Here is a 14471-nt window from a genome sequence, read left to right as displayed (position 1 = left end):
TTGAATGAAAAGACGGTTTTAGATAGCGTTACTCGTGTCTTGAAAGAAGAATTAACGGATGCCTTGGTGGGAATCTATCTACACGGCTCTATGGCCATGGGATGCTTTCATCCGAATCAGAGTGATATCGATATATTGGTCGTTAGCCGGGAACAGCGATCTGCCGACACCTATCGAAGGATTGCACAAAAGTTAATGCAGATTGAAGATGAGATGCGCATTACGAAAGGGTTTGAACTCAGTATCGTACTGGAATCTATAGTTGTTGCTATGCCTTACCCTACACCTTTCGAATTTCATTATTCTGCTTATCACCGGGAGAAATATCGGACGGATGAGCAATATCTATGTGGTGGATATGAAGATCCAGATCTGGTAGCACATATGGCGGTCATCTATGATCGAGGTATTGTGCTGGATGGTACACCCATTAAGGATCTGTTCCAACCGGAAAATCGTGAACATATGATTGCTTCAATTACATCGGACGCGAGTTCAGCTTTGGAAGAAATTGTGGACAACCCAGTCTACTATGTACTGAGTCTGTGCCGTGTTCTTTTATACGTGAGAGATTCAGTCATTCACTCCAAACGAGAAGCAGGAGAATGGGCGCTCACAGAGCTTCCCTCTAAATACAAGGGTGTCATCTCACAATGCCTTGCGAAGTACAATGGTAATTTGGAAAATGTGAATGTGAGTGAATCCGTACTTCTGGAGTATGCGGAATATATGTTGAATCAGATCCAAGTGAAGGGAGATTAACATTGCCTATATCGGTAAAGGATATCTGCTTGATGATGAAGAGACGAAAATCTATGAATATCAGATTCAATTACTGACATGAAGGAGGATGTGCTATGAGTGAATTATTACAGGATCAGATTCAATTTCTCATTGAGATTGATAAATTGAAAACGATTGAACGAAAGACGAGAATTATGCATGGTGATAGACTTGAAAATGATGCAGAGCATTCATGGCATCTGGCGATGATGGCTTTGGTTTTACAGAGTCATGCCAACACGGATGTGGATATGCTCAAAGTCATTAAGATGCTTCTCGTTCATGATCTGGTTGAGATCGATGCCGGCGATACTTTTGCCTACGATACGGTGGGGAATACGGATAAATATGATCGTGAACTCAAAGCGGCTCATCGGCTGTTTGGTATGTTGCCTAAGGAACAGGCTGAAGAACTGCTCCAGCTGTGGTTGGAGTTTGAGGCAAAACAGACGCCTGAAGCGCAATATGCCTCCTCTCTCGATCGGTTGCAGCCGATTATCCATAATCATCAGAATGAGGGAGATACGTGGCAGAAATATAACATTACAAGTGAACAGGTGTTAAACAGAAACCGTGAGATTGCGAACGGTTCCGAGACATTGTGGGAATATGCGCAGCAGCTTATTCAGACCTCCGTGGATCAGGAAATCTTGAGAAAAACATAGAAATACGTTTTAACGTATGCATTTCGAAGATGGAGGGCATGTAATGACGCAGGATTTCTATTGTGATGAGGTGTTAAGTGGTAAAACGCAAGTCAAAGTTGTGATGGAAACCAATAACGTTATGGCTTATCACCACACTCGGCCATACTACAAGCATCACATTGTTGTAATTCCCAAGATACATATTCAGTCCTTCAGTTCAGAAGAGGAAGAGAATAATGATGAGCTGCTCTTAGAAATGATGCAAGTCATTAAAAAGGTAGCTGCTGGCATGTTAGCTCAGACAGGCTCATCAAAGATTGTAACTAACCTGGGCAGCTATCAAGATTCAAAGCATCAGCATTGGCATATAGTCAGTGGTGAACGAACTTAGGAAACGGTAGACCGGATTATAAATCTTCCACCTTTCATAAAGAGACGTGGAAGTTTTTTTATTTTTCAGCCACTAAAGATTTTCGCGGTCCTTATGTATACCCATAAGAATAACTGAGGAAAAATATGCTAGAATAGGGAGTGATATTTTAAAAGGTTTATTAGGAGGAATAATAATAATGATGGTTGGTTCTATAGTTACGATATTTGCAATGTTGATTAATGTGCTGTTATACGGACTGGGTGTGTATGCGCTTATCCTGTTTATTAAGCTGGCCCGGCGTGGGATTCAGGCACTGGATATCTACCTGTATGAGAAACGCGGAGAGCGGTTCTAAAATTCACCAGATCACATTCGAACAGGATTATCATTTTTCTCTCAGTGTTTTATCTTTACTAATCTAGTATGATTAACGCATCATTCCAGTAAAGAGAGGTTCATGACATGGATGCTTTTCTAGAACAAATTAACAAGTTAAACGAACTTCAGAAAGACTTGGTTAGTATACATCCTTTATTTGCAGAACATTATCCAGTGGTTGTAGCCTATGAAGCTTTATTATATATCTATGATTATTCGTCCAAAACGCAGCAATACGAGTGGGTAAAGACGGTGCCGGACGATTTATATATTCCTGATGAATGTCTTGCCGCAATGCCGGTGCATCATATGGATGAACGAATGTGTGCGATCGTAACGGATGCAGCGTTCAAAGATCTGGAGCAGAAAGTTTATCTGTTCCACGAATATGTTCATTGTTATGTATATGAGAAATATGATGAGCGGATCGTGAACCGTCTTCAGATTAAACATAAAATGACGCAATTGAAGCGTGTGAAATGGGAACTGGACTATGAGTTTCCGTATGAAGATGAAATCGTTGTGGAGCGGATTAACTCATTGTTGTCTGCTTTGAAGAGTAAAGACCTGACACAACTACACACAGCTAGAAAGGCGTTGTTTAGCTCATTAAATAAAGAGCAAGCCGAGTACTGGAGCTGGTTGGAGTGGAACGAAGGTTACGCGCGTTATATTGAGAATCTGATTCGGGCAAAATTTGGACAGGAAAGCAATCATTTTGGAGATACAGCTCCGTTTAATCGTCTAGTATTCTATGAGTGTGGGTCGGAATACATTAGTCTGCTTGTGAAGGAGCACCCGAAGTACCATACGGATCTGGAGCAGCTGTTTGACCGAATGCAATTGGAGAGAACACAGGGTTAATTACGCAATTACGATGAAAAAGGACTAGCATAACGGAGTCTCACTATTTAAGTGATCTGTACGTTGCAGCAGTAGGTTATATCATTTTTTCTAAGTATAGTAGAATACTTCCCGATAAAAGGAGATTAACTCTATGCCGTTACCTATGGTTCATCTCAATATTGCTAATCTGATTGCAGACTCGCTGCAAATGCAGACTGATCGAGGTTCATTCTATCTGGGGAACATCGCCCCGGATTCCATACATATGCGCGAAGGTACAACCAGAGAGGATAAGGAATACACCCATTTTAACCCGAAAGATAATGGAGATTACGTTGGTGAACTGAAGGAACTCTATTCATTCTATATGCAACAACTTACCGATGAAGGATGGAAGTGGTTTGTGCGAGGATACATTATGCATGTGCTGACAGACTATTACTGGTTCCGGAGTGTGCATCCTGAATTCGTCGAGCGGGTCAACAAGGAAGATCAACATACAGGCATTAGTAGGTCCAAGGAAGAACTTTCACGTTTATATTATCAGGAGACGGACCAGATCGATTTCAATCTCTATCAAGGTTCAATTTGGAGCGAAGAGGTATGGCAGATGATCAACTGCTCACCGGGTTATGACATGGCGGATCGTTTAACTGCTGATGAGATTGTACGCTGGCGGGACCATACGTTTTCTTTTCTTAATGGAGAAGAACCGGGAATTACTCCTGAGTTCATTACGGGTGAGAGAGTTCAGGTATTTGTGGAAGAGACGGTAGAGCGACTGACCGCTTTGTTGTCTTCATGGGATCCGGAGTTAGTAACTGGAGATGACTACAGATAGTTTAGTGCAGTTGAGTTATTAGAAACTGTATCTATTACTTCTGTTCATTACTTGTCTATTTATTTAACACGAAGTCAGTGGGGCACGCAGTATGGTGAAATATGTAGGAGTGTTGCTCATATTTGTCATTGCCACGTTCATTGCAGGTTGCAGCAAACCGAATGAATCGAACGTGAAAGAAGGGCTTCCTGTACTGATCATTTTAACGTGTAATCCCAACCATGGCTTGGAACCATGCCAAGATGTTAAGTTTGATCGACCTGACGAGATTCAAATTATGATGGAGGCCATACATAAGGCTGTGCGTTTGCCGGGCATTCTTGATTATGGTACAGAGTACGTCATGAGCATAACAAATGCGGACAGCTCGATAACACGGTATGATTTTTCATTAGGAATGGATCCGAAGATGCAAGGCCTGTTAGTAAACCAGGAAGACTCGCATACCGGATATAGCATTCCTCTTGAGGATGCGAATCAACTAAGAAGACTGATTCAGCGACGTACAGATTAAGAAGATATATGGAACGGAGAAGAACCTGTGGATGACAAAATTACCATTGAACCTATGACACGATTGGATGCAGATGGAGCGTATCAGGTGTTTGAGAGAACCATTCCCGCAGCATTCGAACAGGAGGGAATAGGCTCGCTTCTGGATGATATTCAGGAAGAAATAACACACAAAAAAGCGATGATTCACACGGCATTGCAAGCAAAGGACAACATCAAATCAAGTGTATTTTTCCTCGTCGCCAAGAGGGGAGATGTTATTGTAGGCACAATCTCGTATGGACCTTGTGGTGAGGAGATTCGAGAATGTACAGAGGGCCGACTGAACGATATCGGGGAACTGGGTAGCCTGTACGTAATGCCCGAGGTGCAAGGTCAGGGGATTGGTTCAGCGCTCATAGTCGCACTGGTTAACGAATTGCAGCAGCAGGGAATTCAGCAATTCTGCCTGGATAGCGGCTATCGAGTTGCACAGAAGAAGTGGCAACGCAAATTCGGTGAACCCTATGTGGTGGCAAAGAACTACTGGGGCGAAGGAACAGATCATATGGTATGGCTGTGTAAAGTACAGGATTTTATAGTTAAATGAAATGAACAAAAGAGATGACGACCTGTATGGTACAGGGGTCATCTCTTTTACTGGTTAAGTCCAACTAAATATTTTTAGTAGAACTTGTATGGCCAAATCTTTTGCATCAATCGTGGACTATTCTTCGTACAGTGTATCATGTGTGTCTTCGATGTACTCCAGCAGATCGCCAGGTTGACATTGCAGGGCTTTGCAGAGTGCATTCAAGGTGGTGAAACGAATGGCCTTACCATTTTCATTTTTCAGGATCGAAAGATTGGCTGGAGTAATGCCTACGATTTCAGACAGCCGGTTCAGTGACATCTTCCGCTCTGCCATCATCACATCCAATTTGATACGAATCAACGTTATCGCCTACTTTGCGGTTAGATTGTATTTTTATTTTCCTCTACGGCGTGAACGGCTTTCTTCAGTGCGGAAGCAATGATTAGAAGAACCACTCCGCCCAGTACAAAGTCGATATACGACAGGGAACCCACCATCAGTTGACCATTGGTGATGTCTAGTTTACTCAATGCTTTGGAGAACAGGAGATCGTCGGAATAGGAAAAGAGGGAACCCATCACGATGATGAAGAGGCCAAGTCGAGATAAAATGGCAACATTCTCATACATGAACAAGCTGTTATTCCCCACATGACGAAGAAGGCGATGCATATACCATAGAAACATATGAGCCAGTACTATCATACTCATGTTTGAGAGGAATGAAAGTCCGATAAATCCTGATTCCGTATACAATACCGGGTCCTGATTAAAGGTAATGTACCCATAACTGAATATGGGTTGAAAGGGCCCTAAGCTCTGTGTGAACCCGCTGTCTGGGAACCAAAGATGTGCGACATGATCCATAATAATAAAGAAGGTAACAATAAAAAGTGCATAAAACAAGATCTTACAAATTTTAGATCCAACACTAAACATCCAATTTGATTTCATAATAAACCCCTTTGACAATTAGTTTGAGGAAGGTGTAGTGGCCGCCTCTTAACCTTAATATACGGGGGAGAAATATAAAAATCAATAATTATTTATTGATAAACGATAAAAATATATTGAAATATAGAATTGTTATTGTTAATTTACAGTTAGGAAAAGGAGTGAACATATGTCTATCCAGTGGAACATACCCGAGCAAAGGCTTTCCCCTCATGCGGTGAACTTATGGAGAATCAGCGCCATCATATGGAATGTGATAGGTTTCCTGATCCTTGCCGTACTGTTAATACTCGACTCCATCTATGGATGGAAGACGTGGGTCAGTTGGATCCTGTGGGGGGTTACGGCCATATCCGTGCTCTATGCGGCGTGGGATATTTTCATCCAGCCTGCATGGTTATATAAGCATTGGTACTATGATGTGAATGAGGAGTTTCTGCAAATAAAGCGTGGGGCGCTAACCAAGGTACATCAGATCATCCCCATGGCTAAGATACAATCAGTTACAACAAATCAGGGACCGTTGATGCGAAAATATGGACTCTATTCCGTATCGGTTGGCACGATGGGGTCATCGCATGAAATCCCGGCATTGCCCGAGGAAGTCGCGCTTGCGCTCCGTCATCAGATTGCGTCCTATGCACGGATTAATGAGGTGGATGAATGATTGATATGAAGCGACATCATCCATTAACCATACTGTGGAGTCTGTGGAGACTGGTGAAGAATTCGTTTGCCATCATCCTTTTTTTGTTTGTTTTCCGTCAGGGCTCAGAGTCCAAATGGCTTTTCTATGGAAGGATCGCCTTTTATGCAGGTATCTCCATCGGCATCGTGTCAATCATCTGGAAGTGGTTTACCTCTCGTTATACCGCTGACGATACGGCCTTTCACATCTATAGTGGTGTGTTTAACCGCACCCGAAGAACGATACCATATACCAAAGTGCAAAATGTGAATCGCCACACGACTCTATTTCACCGTCTGTTCAATGTGACATCGATCCGATTTGAGACCGGGATTAAGGGAGAAGATGCTACCTTTCAGTTACATGTTGTTTCACTTTCCGAAGCAGAACAGTTGGAGAAGATTGTGGCGGGTTATATGACAGAAGATGCAGAAGCAGAAACGGTAGAAGCAACAGAGGAACATGAACCGTTGGATGCAGTTAAAGATATGGAAGAGGGAGAGGCGAAATCCCACTCTGTTATAACCGATCAAGCCATGTCTCTGCCTGCAAAAGAGAAACAAGAACGGGTTGTTCATTATCATTCGACGCGGAAGGACATAATCAAAGCGTCGTTTACCTCGCTCAGTTTTCTCGTACTGATTCCGGTTCTGGGCACGCTGTATTCCTGGGTGAAAGATTTCTTCCCCGATGAAGAAGTAACGGAAAGTTTATTGTTAACCTGGCTTAATTCCTGGTGGATTGCCAGTTTGATGATTTTGGTTTTATTGATTATATCTATTGCTCTAGGCATAGTCAGAACCTTCGTAAAATATGGAAATTTTCAGATCACCTCGGATGCCAAGCGGATCTATATCACGAAGGGAATGATGGAGCAAACGTCATTTTCAATCCTGAAAGAACGCGTTCAGGCCGTGAAAATTACACAGTCTCCGATGAAAAGGTTGCTTGGATTAGCGGAAGTAGAACTGACCACTGCGGGTAGTCTGGGGGAATCCGAGCAGGAGGTGAACTCGCTCTATCCTTTCTTGCCTGTGAAGCAAGCTTATATCCTGATTGAGGAGATCCTGCCATCCTATCGGGTTACGCAGGAGATGGAAAAACTTCCACGAATATCACTATGGCTGCGCCTGCTCAAACCAAGCTGGGGGTGGATTGTGATCACAGGTTTATTGTGGAACTTCAAACCATTGGTGCTGGGGCAGAAGCATGCCTGGTGGATGATTTCCGCGATTCTGCTCGTGTGCATTGCAACATGCAGAGTGATGGACTTTTTCCATACCCGATACATGCTGAATCAGAATTTCATTCAACTTCGAACCGGTGCGCTCACTTCAACACTCTTCATCTCCAAACGTGAGAAAGTCATCGAAGTGCAGATTACCCGTAATGTGTTACAGCGTTGGTTCGGTGTAGCTTCCATTCATACCGTAAACCGTGCCAAACCTGTACTGCATCATCGGGCACATGATGTTCCCTTGGATACGGCGGAATCATTTCAATTATGGTACATGGGACGTACCCAAGATGTTCAGACCCGGTAAATCGCAAGAGCAAGTGCAGGAAGACCGCATCAGGTTATTCTGTACTTGCTCTTTTAATAGAGGAGGAAGGATATTTTGTTGAAAGCTGTGTTCTTTGATGTGGATGGCACATTGCTGAGCGAAATAGATCGGAGTTTGTCACCGCGTACAGCAGAGTCGATCCGGGAATTGATTCGTAAAGGTGTTCAAGTCGTACTTGTAACAGGTAGACCCTATAATCTATGCGAAGAATTCAGAAATCTCGGAATCGAGACGATCATTTCGGCTAATGGGGCATTGATCAAAGCAGGTAATGAAGTGATACATAAGTCTGTACTTTCTGCACAGATGGTAAGAGCATTCAGTGAGTTTGCCGAGTTGCAGGGGCACAGTATTTCATATTTTACAGAATCATTTGAGACGAACGGGTTGTGTACAGCAGATGGTCGTGTTACTGATGCCTTAAGAGATACGCTTGGACTCATGGTTTCCCCGGAGAAAATCAACACGTTGGAACAGGACGTATATTGCATCTGCTTATATGCGGATGAAGCGGAGACGGAGAAATTCCAATCCAGATTTCCTTCTTTACGATTCGTGAGATTCCATCCGTATGTAGTGAATGTGCTGGAAGCAAGGGAAGTCAGCAAATCGATAGCCGCAGAGAAAGTCCTCAATTACCTGAAGATATCCAGAGAGGATACAATGGCCTTTGGCGATGGGGAGAATGATGTGGATCTACTCACGTATGCGGGAATCGGAATTGCGATGGGTAATGGCGGAGAACGAATTAAACAAACCGCAGATTATGTTACTCTACGAGCAAGTGAAGATGGCGTCACCCATGCGCTGGAGCAATTCAAGCTCATATGAGGATTCACACATAAAATAAAAGATGAAGGATATCCCAATTGTGGATTTTCATGTAGAATGATATAGCACGTATTAAGTCCTAAAGCATAGGGTGGTTATCGAAGGGTGACTTATGAAAAAGGTTGTTATTGTAATTCTGTCTCTTGTCGTTCTTGTTGGTGTATCCTCTTCCGCTTATGCTCATCCAGGCAGACTGGATAAGAACGGTGGACATAACTGTTCAGCCAAATCCAAGCAAAAGGGTCTGTGCAAGGGTTATCACTATCATAAAAAGAAAAAATAAGCACTGCTTTACATTCTTGAACAGGGGGAAGAGGAATGAATCATATTAAAGCCGTTATTTTTGATTTGGACAATACAATTCTAAACAGAACGATGACTTTTGACGGATTCACGCAACGTTTAATGAACACTTATTTTGGTCACCTTGAGTCAACTGAAGAGATAAGCAAGCGAATTATTGAACTAGACCAGGATGGTTATAAGGACAAACCCCTCCTGTTCAACGAATTGTTGCATGAATTGCCATGGGCAGAGCATCCGCCACATGCAGAACTGATGGAGTTCTACGGCAGAGAGTATGTACGAAGTTCAGTTCTAATGGACCAGGCGCGAGAAGTCGTTCAGCATCTGCGGGGGAAATATCAAACCGGGTTAATTACCAATGGGCAGACTGATATTCAGTATGGGAAAATCGATCAACTCGGTATCCGGGATAACTACGACCATATTATTGTTTCAGAAGAGGCAGGAGTCAAGAAGCCTGATCCACGCATCTTTCAGCTTGCACTTGATCATTTCGGTCTAACCCCAGAGCAGTGCATCTACATTGGCGATCATCCGGTGAACGATATTCAAGGTGCAGCAAGCGTAGGCATGAGCACCATCTGGATGAAGGTCAACCAGCCTTGGCAGGACAGCATCACGATTAGTCCTTTACATACGATTGAACATCTAAGTGAGCTAAAGGAATTGCTGTAGAAGGCGATTCTATTAAATAAATATAACCTTTACACAAAACGGAGTAGACTTTGATAATCACGGTCTGGAAAGCGAGGAACATATGGAGATTAGACAGATGGCTACAGCGTTTTTGAGCAATGGCTCAGACATGCTGATGATGAAGAAGGCAGGCAGCAGATTGTTTGATTTTGAATTTTGGGGCGGTATAGGCGGGCATCTGGAGCAAGGGGAACTGAACGCACCCATGACTGCCAGCTATCGGGAGATTGAAGAAGAGACCGGATTCAAGCCAGGGGATATCGAACACTTTCGACTTCGAACTATTCTGTTAGAGGTTAGCGGTGGTGAGATTTGGCAGCAGTTTGTCTATTTTGGAGAGACGAAGCATCGACATTTTGTGCCCTCCGATGAAGGGGAGTTATTCTGGATCCCACTGGATGACGTACTGGATTTACATGCGTCTATTTTGGTCAAAGCGACGCTTAGGCACTATTTACAACAGCCGGGAGCAGAAGACATCTGGATTGGCAACGTTCAGAGCGGAACAGACTTAAAGGGCACTCCACAGGTCATATGGAACAGGATGCAGGAAGCGAAAACATTTGAGCCCAAGGGGGTTGCCAATAATATTGAAACATAGAACTGGAAGAAAAAAATGGAGATGGATTAATTACCTGTTGATCACTGTACTAATTGCTATCATTCTTCCGAGTAGTCATGTAGAGGCAGGCAGCACGATTACAGTGAAAACGAAGGTCCAATATTACAAAGGACAGCCATACATACATCTAACAGGTGGAAATAAATCTGTGACGGATAAACTGAACAAGACATTTAAACTCCACGCAGTGAAAGCAGCTCGCCTGGACAAAGAAGAAAAGCAATCAAACAAAGCTTATTTCTACACTACCATGGCCAGTGTAAAATACAATGCAAAAGAAAAGTTGTCTGTAGTATATGAAGATCATGTATACACTGGCGGAGCACATGGAATGGATGCAACAACATCATATAACTATGATTTAAGAACAGGGAAAGAACTGAAGCTAAGCGAGTATGTTAAAGATGATATTCAGATGCAGAAGGTAGAGAAATCCATCTCCAACAGTCTATTAGCCATGTATAATGCTGGAGTTTCTATTTTTGAAGAGAATATTTATGATTTTCAGCTTGATCAAACATCTGAATTCTTTTTGTATGACAAAGGGATCGTCATCCGATTCTATCCTTATGAGGTTGCACCCTACGCTAAAGGATTTGTAGATATCAAAGTCCCATACACTAAATTCAACCAATAGATACATGCAATAAAAGACATGATCCCGTTCAATAGGATCATGTCTTTTTATATCCATATCGTAATATCAATATATAATATGTCTTTAACGAATGAAGTCTTTACGACCAGATCAGGCTGTAATAATCCGATCTTTTGTTTGTCTGTTCCGATGTTCGATAGCTTCCTCATAATCCACGATCAATGTATCAAAAATATGCTCCCACGACCGCTGTTCAGCCAGCTTTCTGCCTTCCAGTCCCATCATCCTCAATTGGTCCACGTGATTTCCCCAGAGACATATCTCCCGAATCAGTGCATCAGCCTGACCTGGCTCGAACAATACTCCATTACGGTGGTGGGATACCAGATCTTTTACACCTCCGGCATTGGCCGCCACCACAGGAAGCCCTGAAGCCATCGCTTCCAGCACCACATTGCCAAATGTCTCCGTAGCGGAAGGAAACACAAACAGATCTGCCGAAGCATACATAACAGCAAGGTCTTCCCCGTGCATATAACCTGTAAAGGTGACATTTGGTGGGGAGTGCAGACGCATTTTGGGAAGAGAGGGGCCGTCACCAACGATAATCCAGTGTACACGGGACTGCATTTCCTGGGGCAACTGTTGCATCGTAGTCGTGAGCGTAGCGATACCTTTTTCCGGGGCAATGCGTCCAACGTAGAGTAAAATAAGGGGAGCGGTGATGTGGTATCGTTCACGGATATCCGAGCTGCGTTTATCAGGGGAGTACAGGTTGCAATCAATTCCGCGAGACCAGAGCTTCAGACGCTGAATGCCTTGGACTTGAAGGGTGTTTATCGTTTCCCGAGATGGGGCAAGGGTTGCATCACAGGTGCGGTGGAACCATTGGATATATTTCCAATAGAGAGGGACCATACTTTTCAACCGGTAATATTCGAGGTAACGATCAAAGTGGGTGTGGTAGGAGACAACATGTGGAAGGTGATGTTTGAGCGCATACCTCAGGCCAAGCAGCCCCATATTAAAAGGCGTGGCGATATGCAGCAGATCGGGTTGAAAGGTTTGCAGCTGCTTATGAGTGTCTGTTCTGTTGGGTAGTGCAATGCGGCATTCAGGATACAGAAAAAAAGGGATGTTGGCAACCGATCGGACTTGAGTCTCATGGCTTCCTTCAATGATGGAGTTCGGAGTAAACAGCAGATGTTCAATTCTTCTGCGGTTCAGATGGTTACTCAAGCGGTGGAGCGTGCCAGCAACACCATTGGTTTCCGGAAGATAGGTGTCTGTGAACAAGGCCAGGCGCATCATTACCCCTCCCATGACTCGTGATGCCAAGATCATAACAGTGGAACATTTTCCCGAGGTCAAGTGCACGTTAACTTGGCGATATTCCCTGTAAAATTGATAACAGGATAGACTATACTAACTACTATAAGTTCAACTTATATAATGTATTCTGCTATGATGTAATAACGTGTCGGCGTATATATAGATAGAGATACAGGAGGCAGAGAACGATGAACAAGTTACAAGAAGAACTGCAGGAGTTGTTACCACTCGATCAGCTTGAAGAGATGTCAGGTGAAGAAGTGGTGGGGAGTGTTGCCATGGACCTTTATCGGGCTGAATTCGCAACGATTCGAGAGAGTGGGCCGGAACTTCCGCAAGTATTGCGAGATATCATTCTAATCATCGATCTGGATACCGAGCTGTCCATGAACGGGATGACCGGTTTCCTTGAGAATGCCAGTGGGCAGTATCTGAGTGAGACGATAACAGCTATGGAACGGACCGGCAATGATGCAGATGCCGTGATCCTGAAGAAGATAGAGCAGATGTTGTCCGAAAGCGGCGTAACGCACGGGCAATTGCGAGATAATGTGAATGGCCTGTCTGAAGATGACATTACGACAAGCCTGCAAACGCATGGGGAACAGATTCATGAGGTATTGCAGGAGATTGAATTGGAAGCCGCGAATTTAAGCATGCAAGCAGATAACGAGGAAAGCTTCGACTTGCTGTATCAGTATGTGGATGCCAACAAAGGTCTGCTGAAAAAGGAGATGCAGCATTTCTTGTCTAATTGAATTGGGAATAGGGGGCGAAATGACAAACATGAACAAAAGATTAGCAGCTGAATCCGTTCTGGTTACCCTGTTATTCATCATCGGTTTTGCAGCTTGGAATGTTGTGCAAGGCATGATCATGACCATGAATTACGCACCTGATCTGACAAACACCGCTTCTTCCGTTACCCCATTGCAATCCAAGGTTGCCTTTGGAACTATGGTTCGATGGGATACAACATCCATGATTATGGCTGTTGCCGGGTTCATTTTGCTCGCCGCTGCATATTACGGTCTTCGATCAGGAATGCAACGCTGGACACAGCGTTCCTGAAGGTGTATCCGCAACCGTCCTTCATCAGATTTATCTGATAGAGGACGGTTTTATTTTTTCACAGACTACAGACTACAGACTAGATATGTTTGGAAATAACCTCTTCCAGTCCTTGAGCGACAGAATGTGCACCCCGTGCCAGATGCCTTTCATACAGATGCAAGCGGACAAAACTTTCATCCGTCCCCATGGCTTCGGAGAAGATTCCACTGAGCCCACGAGCGCGGCGGTCGATCTGTAATAACAGTTCGAGCGAATCGCCCATTGGATAGAACAGGACTTCCAACTCATCCAGATGTCCACGGAACTTGTTTGTTGGTACATATTCGAATTCCTGCACAAATGGCAGATTTCCGCCAAGCTTCGGCGCATAGTCGTTGGTCACTTCACGCAGCTTGAAGCCAAGAATATCGATCGCATCGAGCACAGTATTCATGTCTTTGCTAGGAACAACATGCAATCTGTCACGGTCTGATGGGTCCACCGCGCTTGAGATATCGAGCCCCGTTTCTACCCAAACTTCTGCACGATGCAGTGTAATTGGCAGGTTTTCTGGCAGGTCAAATGAAAATTCTTTCTCCAATTTGGCTCCAGGCTGTAAAGTAAAACCTTCGGTGAGCAGGTATTTGGCGATAATGGCTGTTTCTTTTACTTTGCGATCATCGTGCTCCCGTATGTAATGGGTTTTGATTGAAAGATAGATTCGATCTACGTTCTGTTCCACATCTCCACCTTCAATGTACACAACCCCTGAGATGATTCCTCCAGGCGTGACTTCTGGTGTATGCAATTCCGTATTTACTTTGGCTGCTCCAACACCTACACTGGCTAACATTTTTTTGAAAAATGACATG

General features: G+C 43.7%; 21 protein-coding genes. 17 read left to right on the top strand and 4 right to left on the bottom strand.

The window, feature by feature from the left end:
• From MKY73_RS21535 to MKY73_RS21500, 8 genes are all read left to right on the top strand, one after another.
• A complete protein-coding gene (locus MKY73_RS21535) occupies positions 1–762 on the top strand; it encodes an aminoglycoside adenylyltransferase domain-containing protein (RefSeq protein ID WP_339303371.1) in 762 nt (253 codons plus the stop codon).
• A 95-nt stretch (positions 763–857) separates the two neighbouring features.
• Positions 858–1448, top strand: coding sequence for an HD domain-containing protein (locus MKY73_RS21530; RefSeq protein ID WP_339303370.1), 591 nt, complete (start codon positions 858–860; stop codon positions 1446–1448).
• A 43-nt stretch (positions 1449–1491) separates the two neighbouring features.
• The gene (locus MKY73_RS21525; RefSeq protein WP_339303369.1) at positions 1492–1821 is read left to right on the top strand and encodes an HIT domain-containing protein; all 330 of its coding nucleotides are present in this window, start codon (positions 1492–1494) and stop codon (positions 1819–1821) included.
• A 178-nt stretch (positions 1822–1999) separates the two neighbouring features.
• Complete coding sequence (locus tag MKY73_RS21520) at positions 2000–2158, top strand: hypothetical protein (protein WP_162158967.1); 159 nt, start codon at positions 2000–2002, stop codon at positions 2156–2158.
• Positions 2159–2265: 107 nt separating this feature from the next.
• Entirely contained in the window at positions 2266–3045 is a 780-nt protein-coding gene (locus MKY73_RS21515) for a hypothetical protein (RefSeq protein ID WP_339303368.1), read from the top strand.
• 133 nt (positions 3046–3178) lie between these two features.
• Positions 3179–3868, top strand: coding sequence for a zinc dependent phospholipase C family protein (locus tag MKY73_RS21510; protein WP_339303367.1), 690 nt, complete (start codon positions 3179–3181; stop codon positions 3866–3868).
• 91 nt (positions 3869–3959) lie between these two features.
• Positions 3960–4382, top strand: a complete 423-nt coding sequence (locus MKY73_RS21505; protein ID WP_339303366.1) for a hypothetical protein — start codon at positions 3960–3962, stop codon at positions 4380–4382.
• A gap of 27 nt (positions 4383–4409) precedes the next feature.
• A complete protein-coding gene (locus MKY73_RS21500; RefSeq protein WP_339303365.1) occupies positions 4410–4970 on the top strand; it encodes a GNAT family N-acetyltransferase in 561 nt (186 codons plus the stop codon).
• 117 nt (positions 4971–5087) lie between these two features.
• Here MKY73_RS21500 and MKY73_RS21495 read toward each other — a convergent pair whose 3' ends face one another.
• Complete coding sequence (locus MKY73_RS21495) at positions 5088–5315, bottom strand: helix-turn-helix transcriptional regulator (protein WP_339303364.1); 228 nt, start codon at positions 5313–5315, stop codon at positions 5088–5090.
• Between the two features lie 20 nt (positions 5316–5335).
• Entirely contained in the window at positions 5336–5659 is a 324-nt protein-coding gene (locus tag MKY73_RS21490; protein WP_339308682.1) for a DUF2975 domain-containing protein, read from the bottom strand.
• Positions 5660–6077: 418 nt separating this feature from the next.
• Between MKY73_RS21490 and MKY73_RS21485 the strand changes: the two genes are divergently transcribed.
• The 7 genes from MKY73_RS21485 (at position 6078) to MKY73_RS21455 (ending at position 11253) form a co-directional block, all read left to right on the top strand.
• Positions 6078–6575, top strand: a complete 498-nt coding sequence (locus MKY73_RS21485) for a PH domain-containing protein (RefSeq protein ID WP_339303363.1) — start codon at positions 6078–6080, stop codon at positions 6573–6575.
• Positions 6572–8140 (top strand): PH domain-containing protein, encoded by a 1569-nt coding sequence (locus MKY73_RS21480; protein ID WP_339303362.1) that lies wholly within the window; start codon positions 6572–6574, stop codon positions 8138–8140. The genes MKY73_RS21485 and MKY73_RS21480 overlap by 4 nt, the downstream gene beginning before the upstream one ends.
• Positions 8141–8215: 75 nt before the next feature.
• Positions 8216–8992, top strand: coding sequence for a Cof-type HAD-IIB family hydrolase (locus tag MKY73_RS21475; protein ID WP_339303361.1), 777 nt, complete (start codon positions 8216–8218; stop codon positions 8990–8992).
• Between the two features lie 112 nt (positions 8993–9104).
• Positions 9105–9275, top strand: a complete 171-nt coding sequence (locus tag MKY73_RS21470; protein WP_339240672.1) for a YHYH domain-containing protein — start codon at positions 9105–9107, stop codon at positions 9273–9275.
• A 35-nt stretch (positions 9276–9310) separates the two neighbouring features.
• Entirely contained in the window at positions 9311–9973 is a 663-nt protein-coding gene (locus tag MKY73_RS21465; RefSeq protein WP_339303360.1) for an HAD family hydrolase, read from the top strand.
• A gap of 97 nt (positions 9974–10070) precedes the next feature.
• Entirely contained in the window at positions 10071–10595 is a 525-nt protein-coding gene (locus MKY73_RS21460; protein ID WP_339303359.1) for an NUDIX domain-containing protein, read from the top strand.
• Positions 10585–11253 (top strand): DUF3298 domain-containing protein, encoded by a 669-nt coding sequence (locus MKY73_RS21455; RefSeq protein WP_339303358.1) that lies wholly within the window; start codon positions 10585–10587, stop codon positions 11251–11253. Before MKY73_RS21460 ends, MKY73_RS21455 begins: the two co-directional genes overlap by 11 nt.
• A 111-nt stretch (positions 11254–11364) precedes the next feature.
• Here the strand turns inward: MKY73_RS21455 and MKY73_RS21450 are convergent, their stop codons facing one another.
• Positions 11365–12525 (bottom strand): glycosyltransferase family 1 protein, encoded by a 1161-nt coding sequence (locus tag MKY73_RS21450; protein ID WP_339303357.1) that lies wholly within the window; start codon positions 12523–12525, stop codon positions 11365–11367.
• 209 nt (positions 12526–12734) lie between these two features.
• Here MKY73_RS21450 and MKY73_RS21445 point away from each other — a divergent pair, with 209 nt between their 5' ends.
• Both MKY73_RS21445 and MKY73_RS21440 read left to right on the top strand, forming a co-directional pair.
• Positions 12735–13304 (top strand): hypothetical protein, encoded by a 570-nt coding sequence (locus MKY73_RS21445; protein WP_339303356.1) that lies wholly within the window; start codon positions 12735–12737, stop codon positions 13302–13304.
• 28 nt (positions 13305–13332) lie between these two features.
• A complete protein-coding gene (locus tag MKY73_RS21440) occupies positions 13333–13617 on the top strand; it encodes a hypothetical protein (protein ID WP_339303355.1) in 285 nt (94 codons plus the stop codon).
• Between the two features lie 79 nt (positions 13618–13696).
• Here the strand turns inward: MKY73_RS21440 and MKY73_RS21435 are convergent, their stop codons facing one another.
• Positions 13697–14470, bottom strand: coding sequence for a sporulation protein (locus MKY73_RS21435; RefSeq protein WP_339240684.1), 774 nt, complete (start codon positions 14468–14470; stop codon positions 13697–13699).
• Position 14471 lies beyond the last annotated feature (1 nt).

The sequence above is a fragment of the Paenibacillus sp. FSL R5-0519 genome, assembly GCF_037974275.1.
GTDB lineage: Bacteria > Bacillota > Bacilli > Paenibacillales > Paenibacillaceae > Paenibacillus.
The sequence above is the reverse complement of the archived record's forward strand: the minus strand, read 5'-3'. Positions and strand labels throughout refer to the sequence as shown.

Coding starts and splice junctions, on each gene's coding strand:
- MKY73_RS21485 (WP_339303363.1), top strand. CDS start 6,078: ATGTCTATCCAGTGGAACATACCCGAGCAAAGGCTTTCCCCTCATGCG.
- MKY73_RS21460 (WP_339303359.1), top strand. CDS start 10,071: ATGGCTACAGCGTTTTTGAGCAATGGCTCAGACATGCTGATGATGAAG.
- MKY73_RS21480 (WP_339303362.1), top strand. CDS start 6,572: ATGATTGATATGAAGCGACATCATCCATTAACCATACTGTGGAGTCTG.
- MKY73_RS21470 (WP_339240672.1), top strand. CDS start 9,105: ATGAAAAAGGTTGTTATTGTAATTCTGTCTCTTGTCGTTCTTGTTGGT.
- MKY73_RS21530 (WP_339303370.1), top strand. CDS start 858: ATGAGTGAATTATTACAGGATCAGATTCAATTTCTCATTGAGATTGAT.
- MKY73_RS21510 (WP_339303367.1), top strand. CDS start 3,179: ATGCCGTTACCTATGGTTCATCTCAATATTGCTAATCTGATTGCAGAC.
- MKY73_RS21525 (WP_339303369.1), top strand. CDS start 1,492: ATGACGCAGGATTTCTATTGTGATGAGGTGTTAAGTGGTAAAACGCAA.
- MKY73_RS21435 (WP_339240684.1), bottom strand. CDS start 14,470: ATGTCATTTTTCAAAAAAATGTTAGCCAGTGTAGGTGTTGGAGCAGCC.
- MKY73_RS21505 (WP_339303366.1), top strand. CDS start 3,960: ATGGTGAAATATGTAGGAGTGTTGCTCATATTTGTCATTGCCACGTTC.
- MKY73_RS21520 (WP_162158967.1), top strand. CDS start 2,000: ATGATGGTTGGTTCTATAGTTACGATATTTGCAATGTTGATTAATGTG.
- MKY73_RS21440 (WP_339303355.1), top strand. CDS start 13,333: ATGAACAAAAGATTAGCAGCTGAATCCGTTCTGGTTACCCTGTTATTC.
- MKY73_RS21490 (WP_339308682.1), bottom strand. CDS start 5,659: ATGATAGTACTGGCTCATATGTTTCTATGGTATATGCATCGCCTTCTT.
- MKY73_RS21465 (WP_339303360.1), top strand. CDS start 9,311: ATGAATCATATTAAAGCCGTTATTTTTGATTTGGACAATACAATTCTA.
- MKY73_RS21445 (WP_339303356.1), top strand. CDS start 12,735: ATGAACAAGTTACAAGAAGAACTGCAGGAGTTGTTACCACTCGATCAG.
- MKY73_RS21450 (WP_339303357.1), bottom strand. CDS start 12,525: ATGATGCGCCTGGCCTTGTTCACAGACACCTATCTTCCGGAAACCAAT.
- MKY73_RS21515 (WP_339303368.1), top strand. CDS start 2,266: ATGGATGCTTTTCTAGAACAAATTAACAAGTTAAACGAACTTCAGAAA.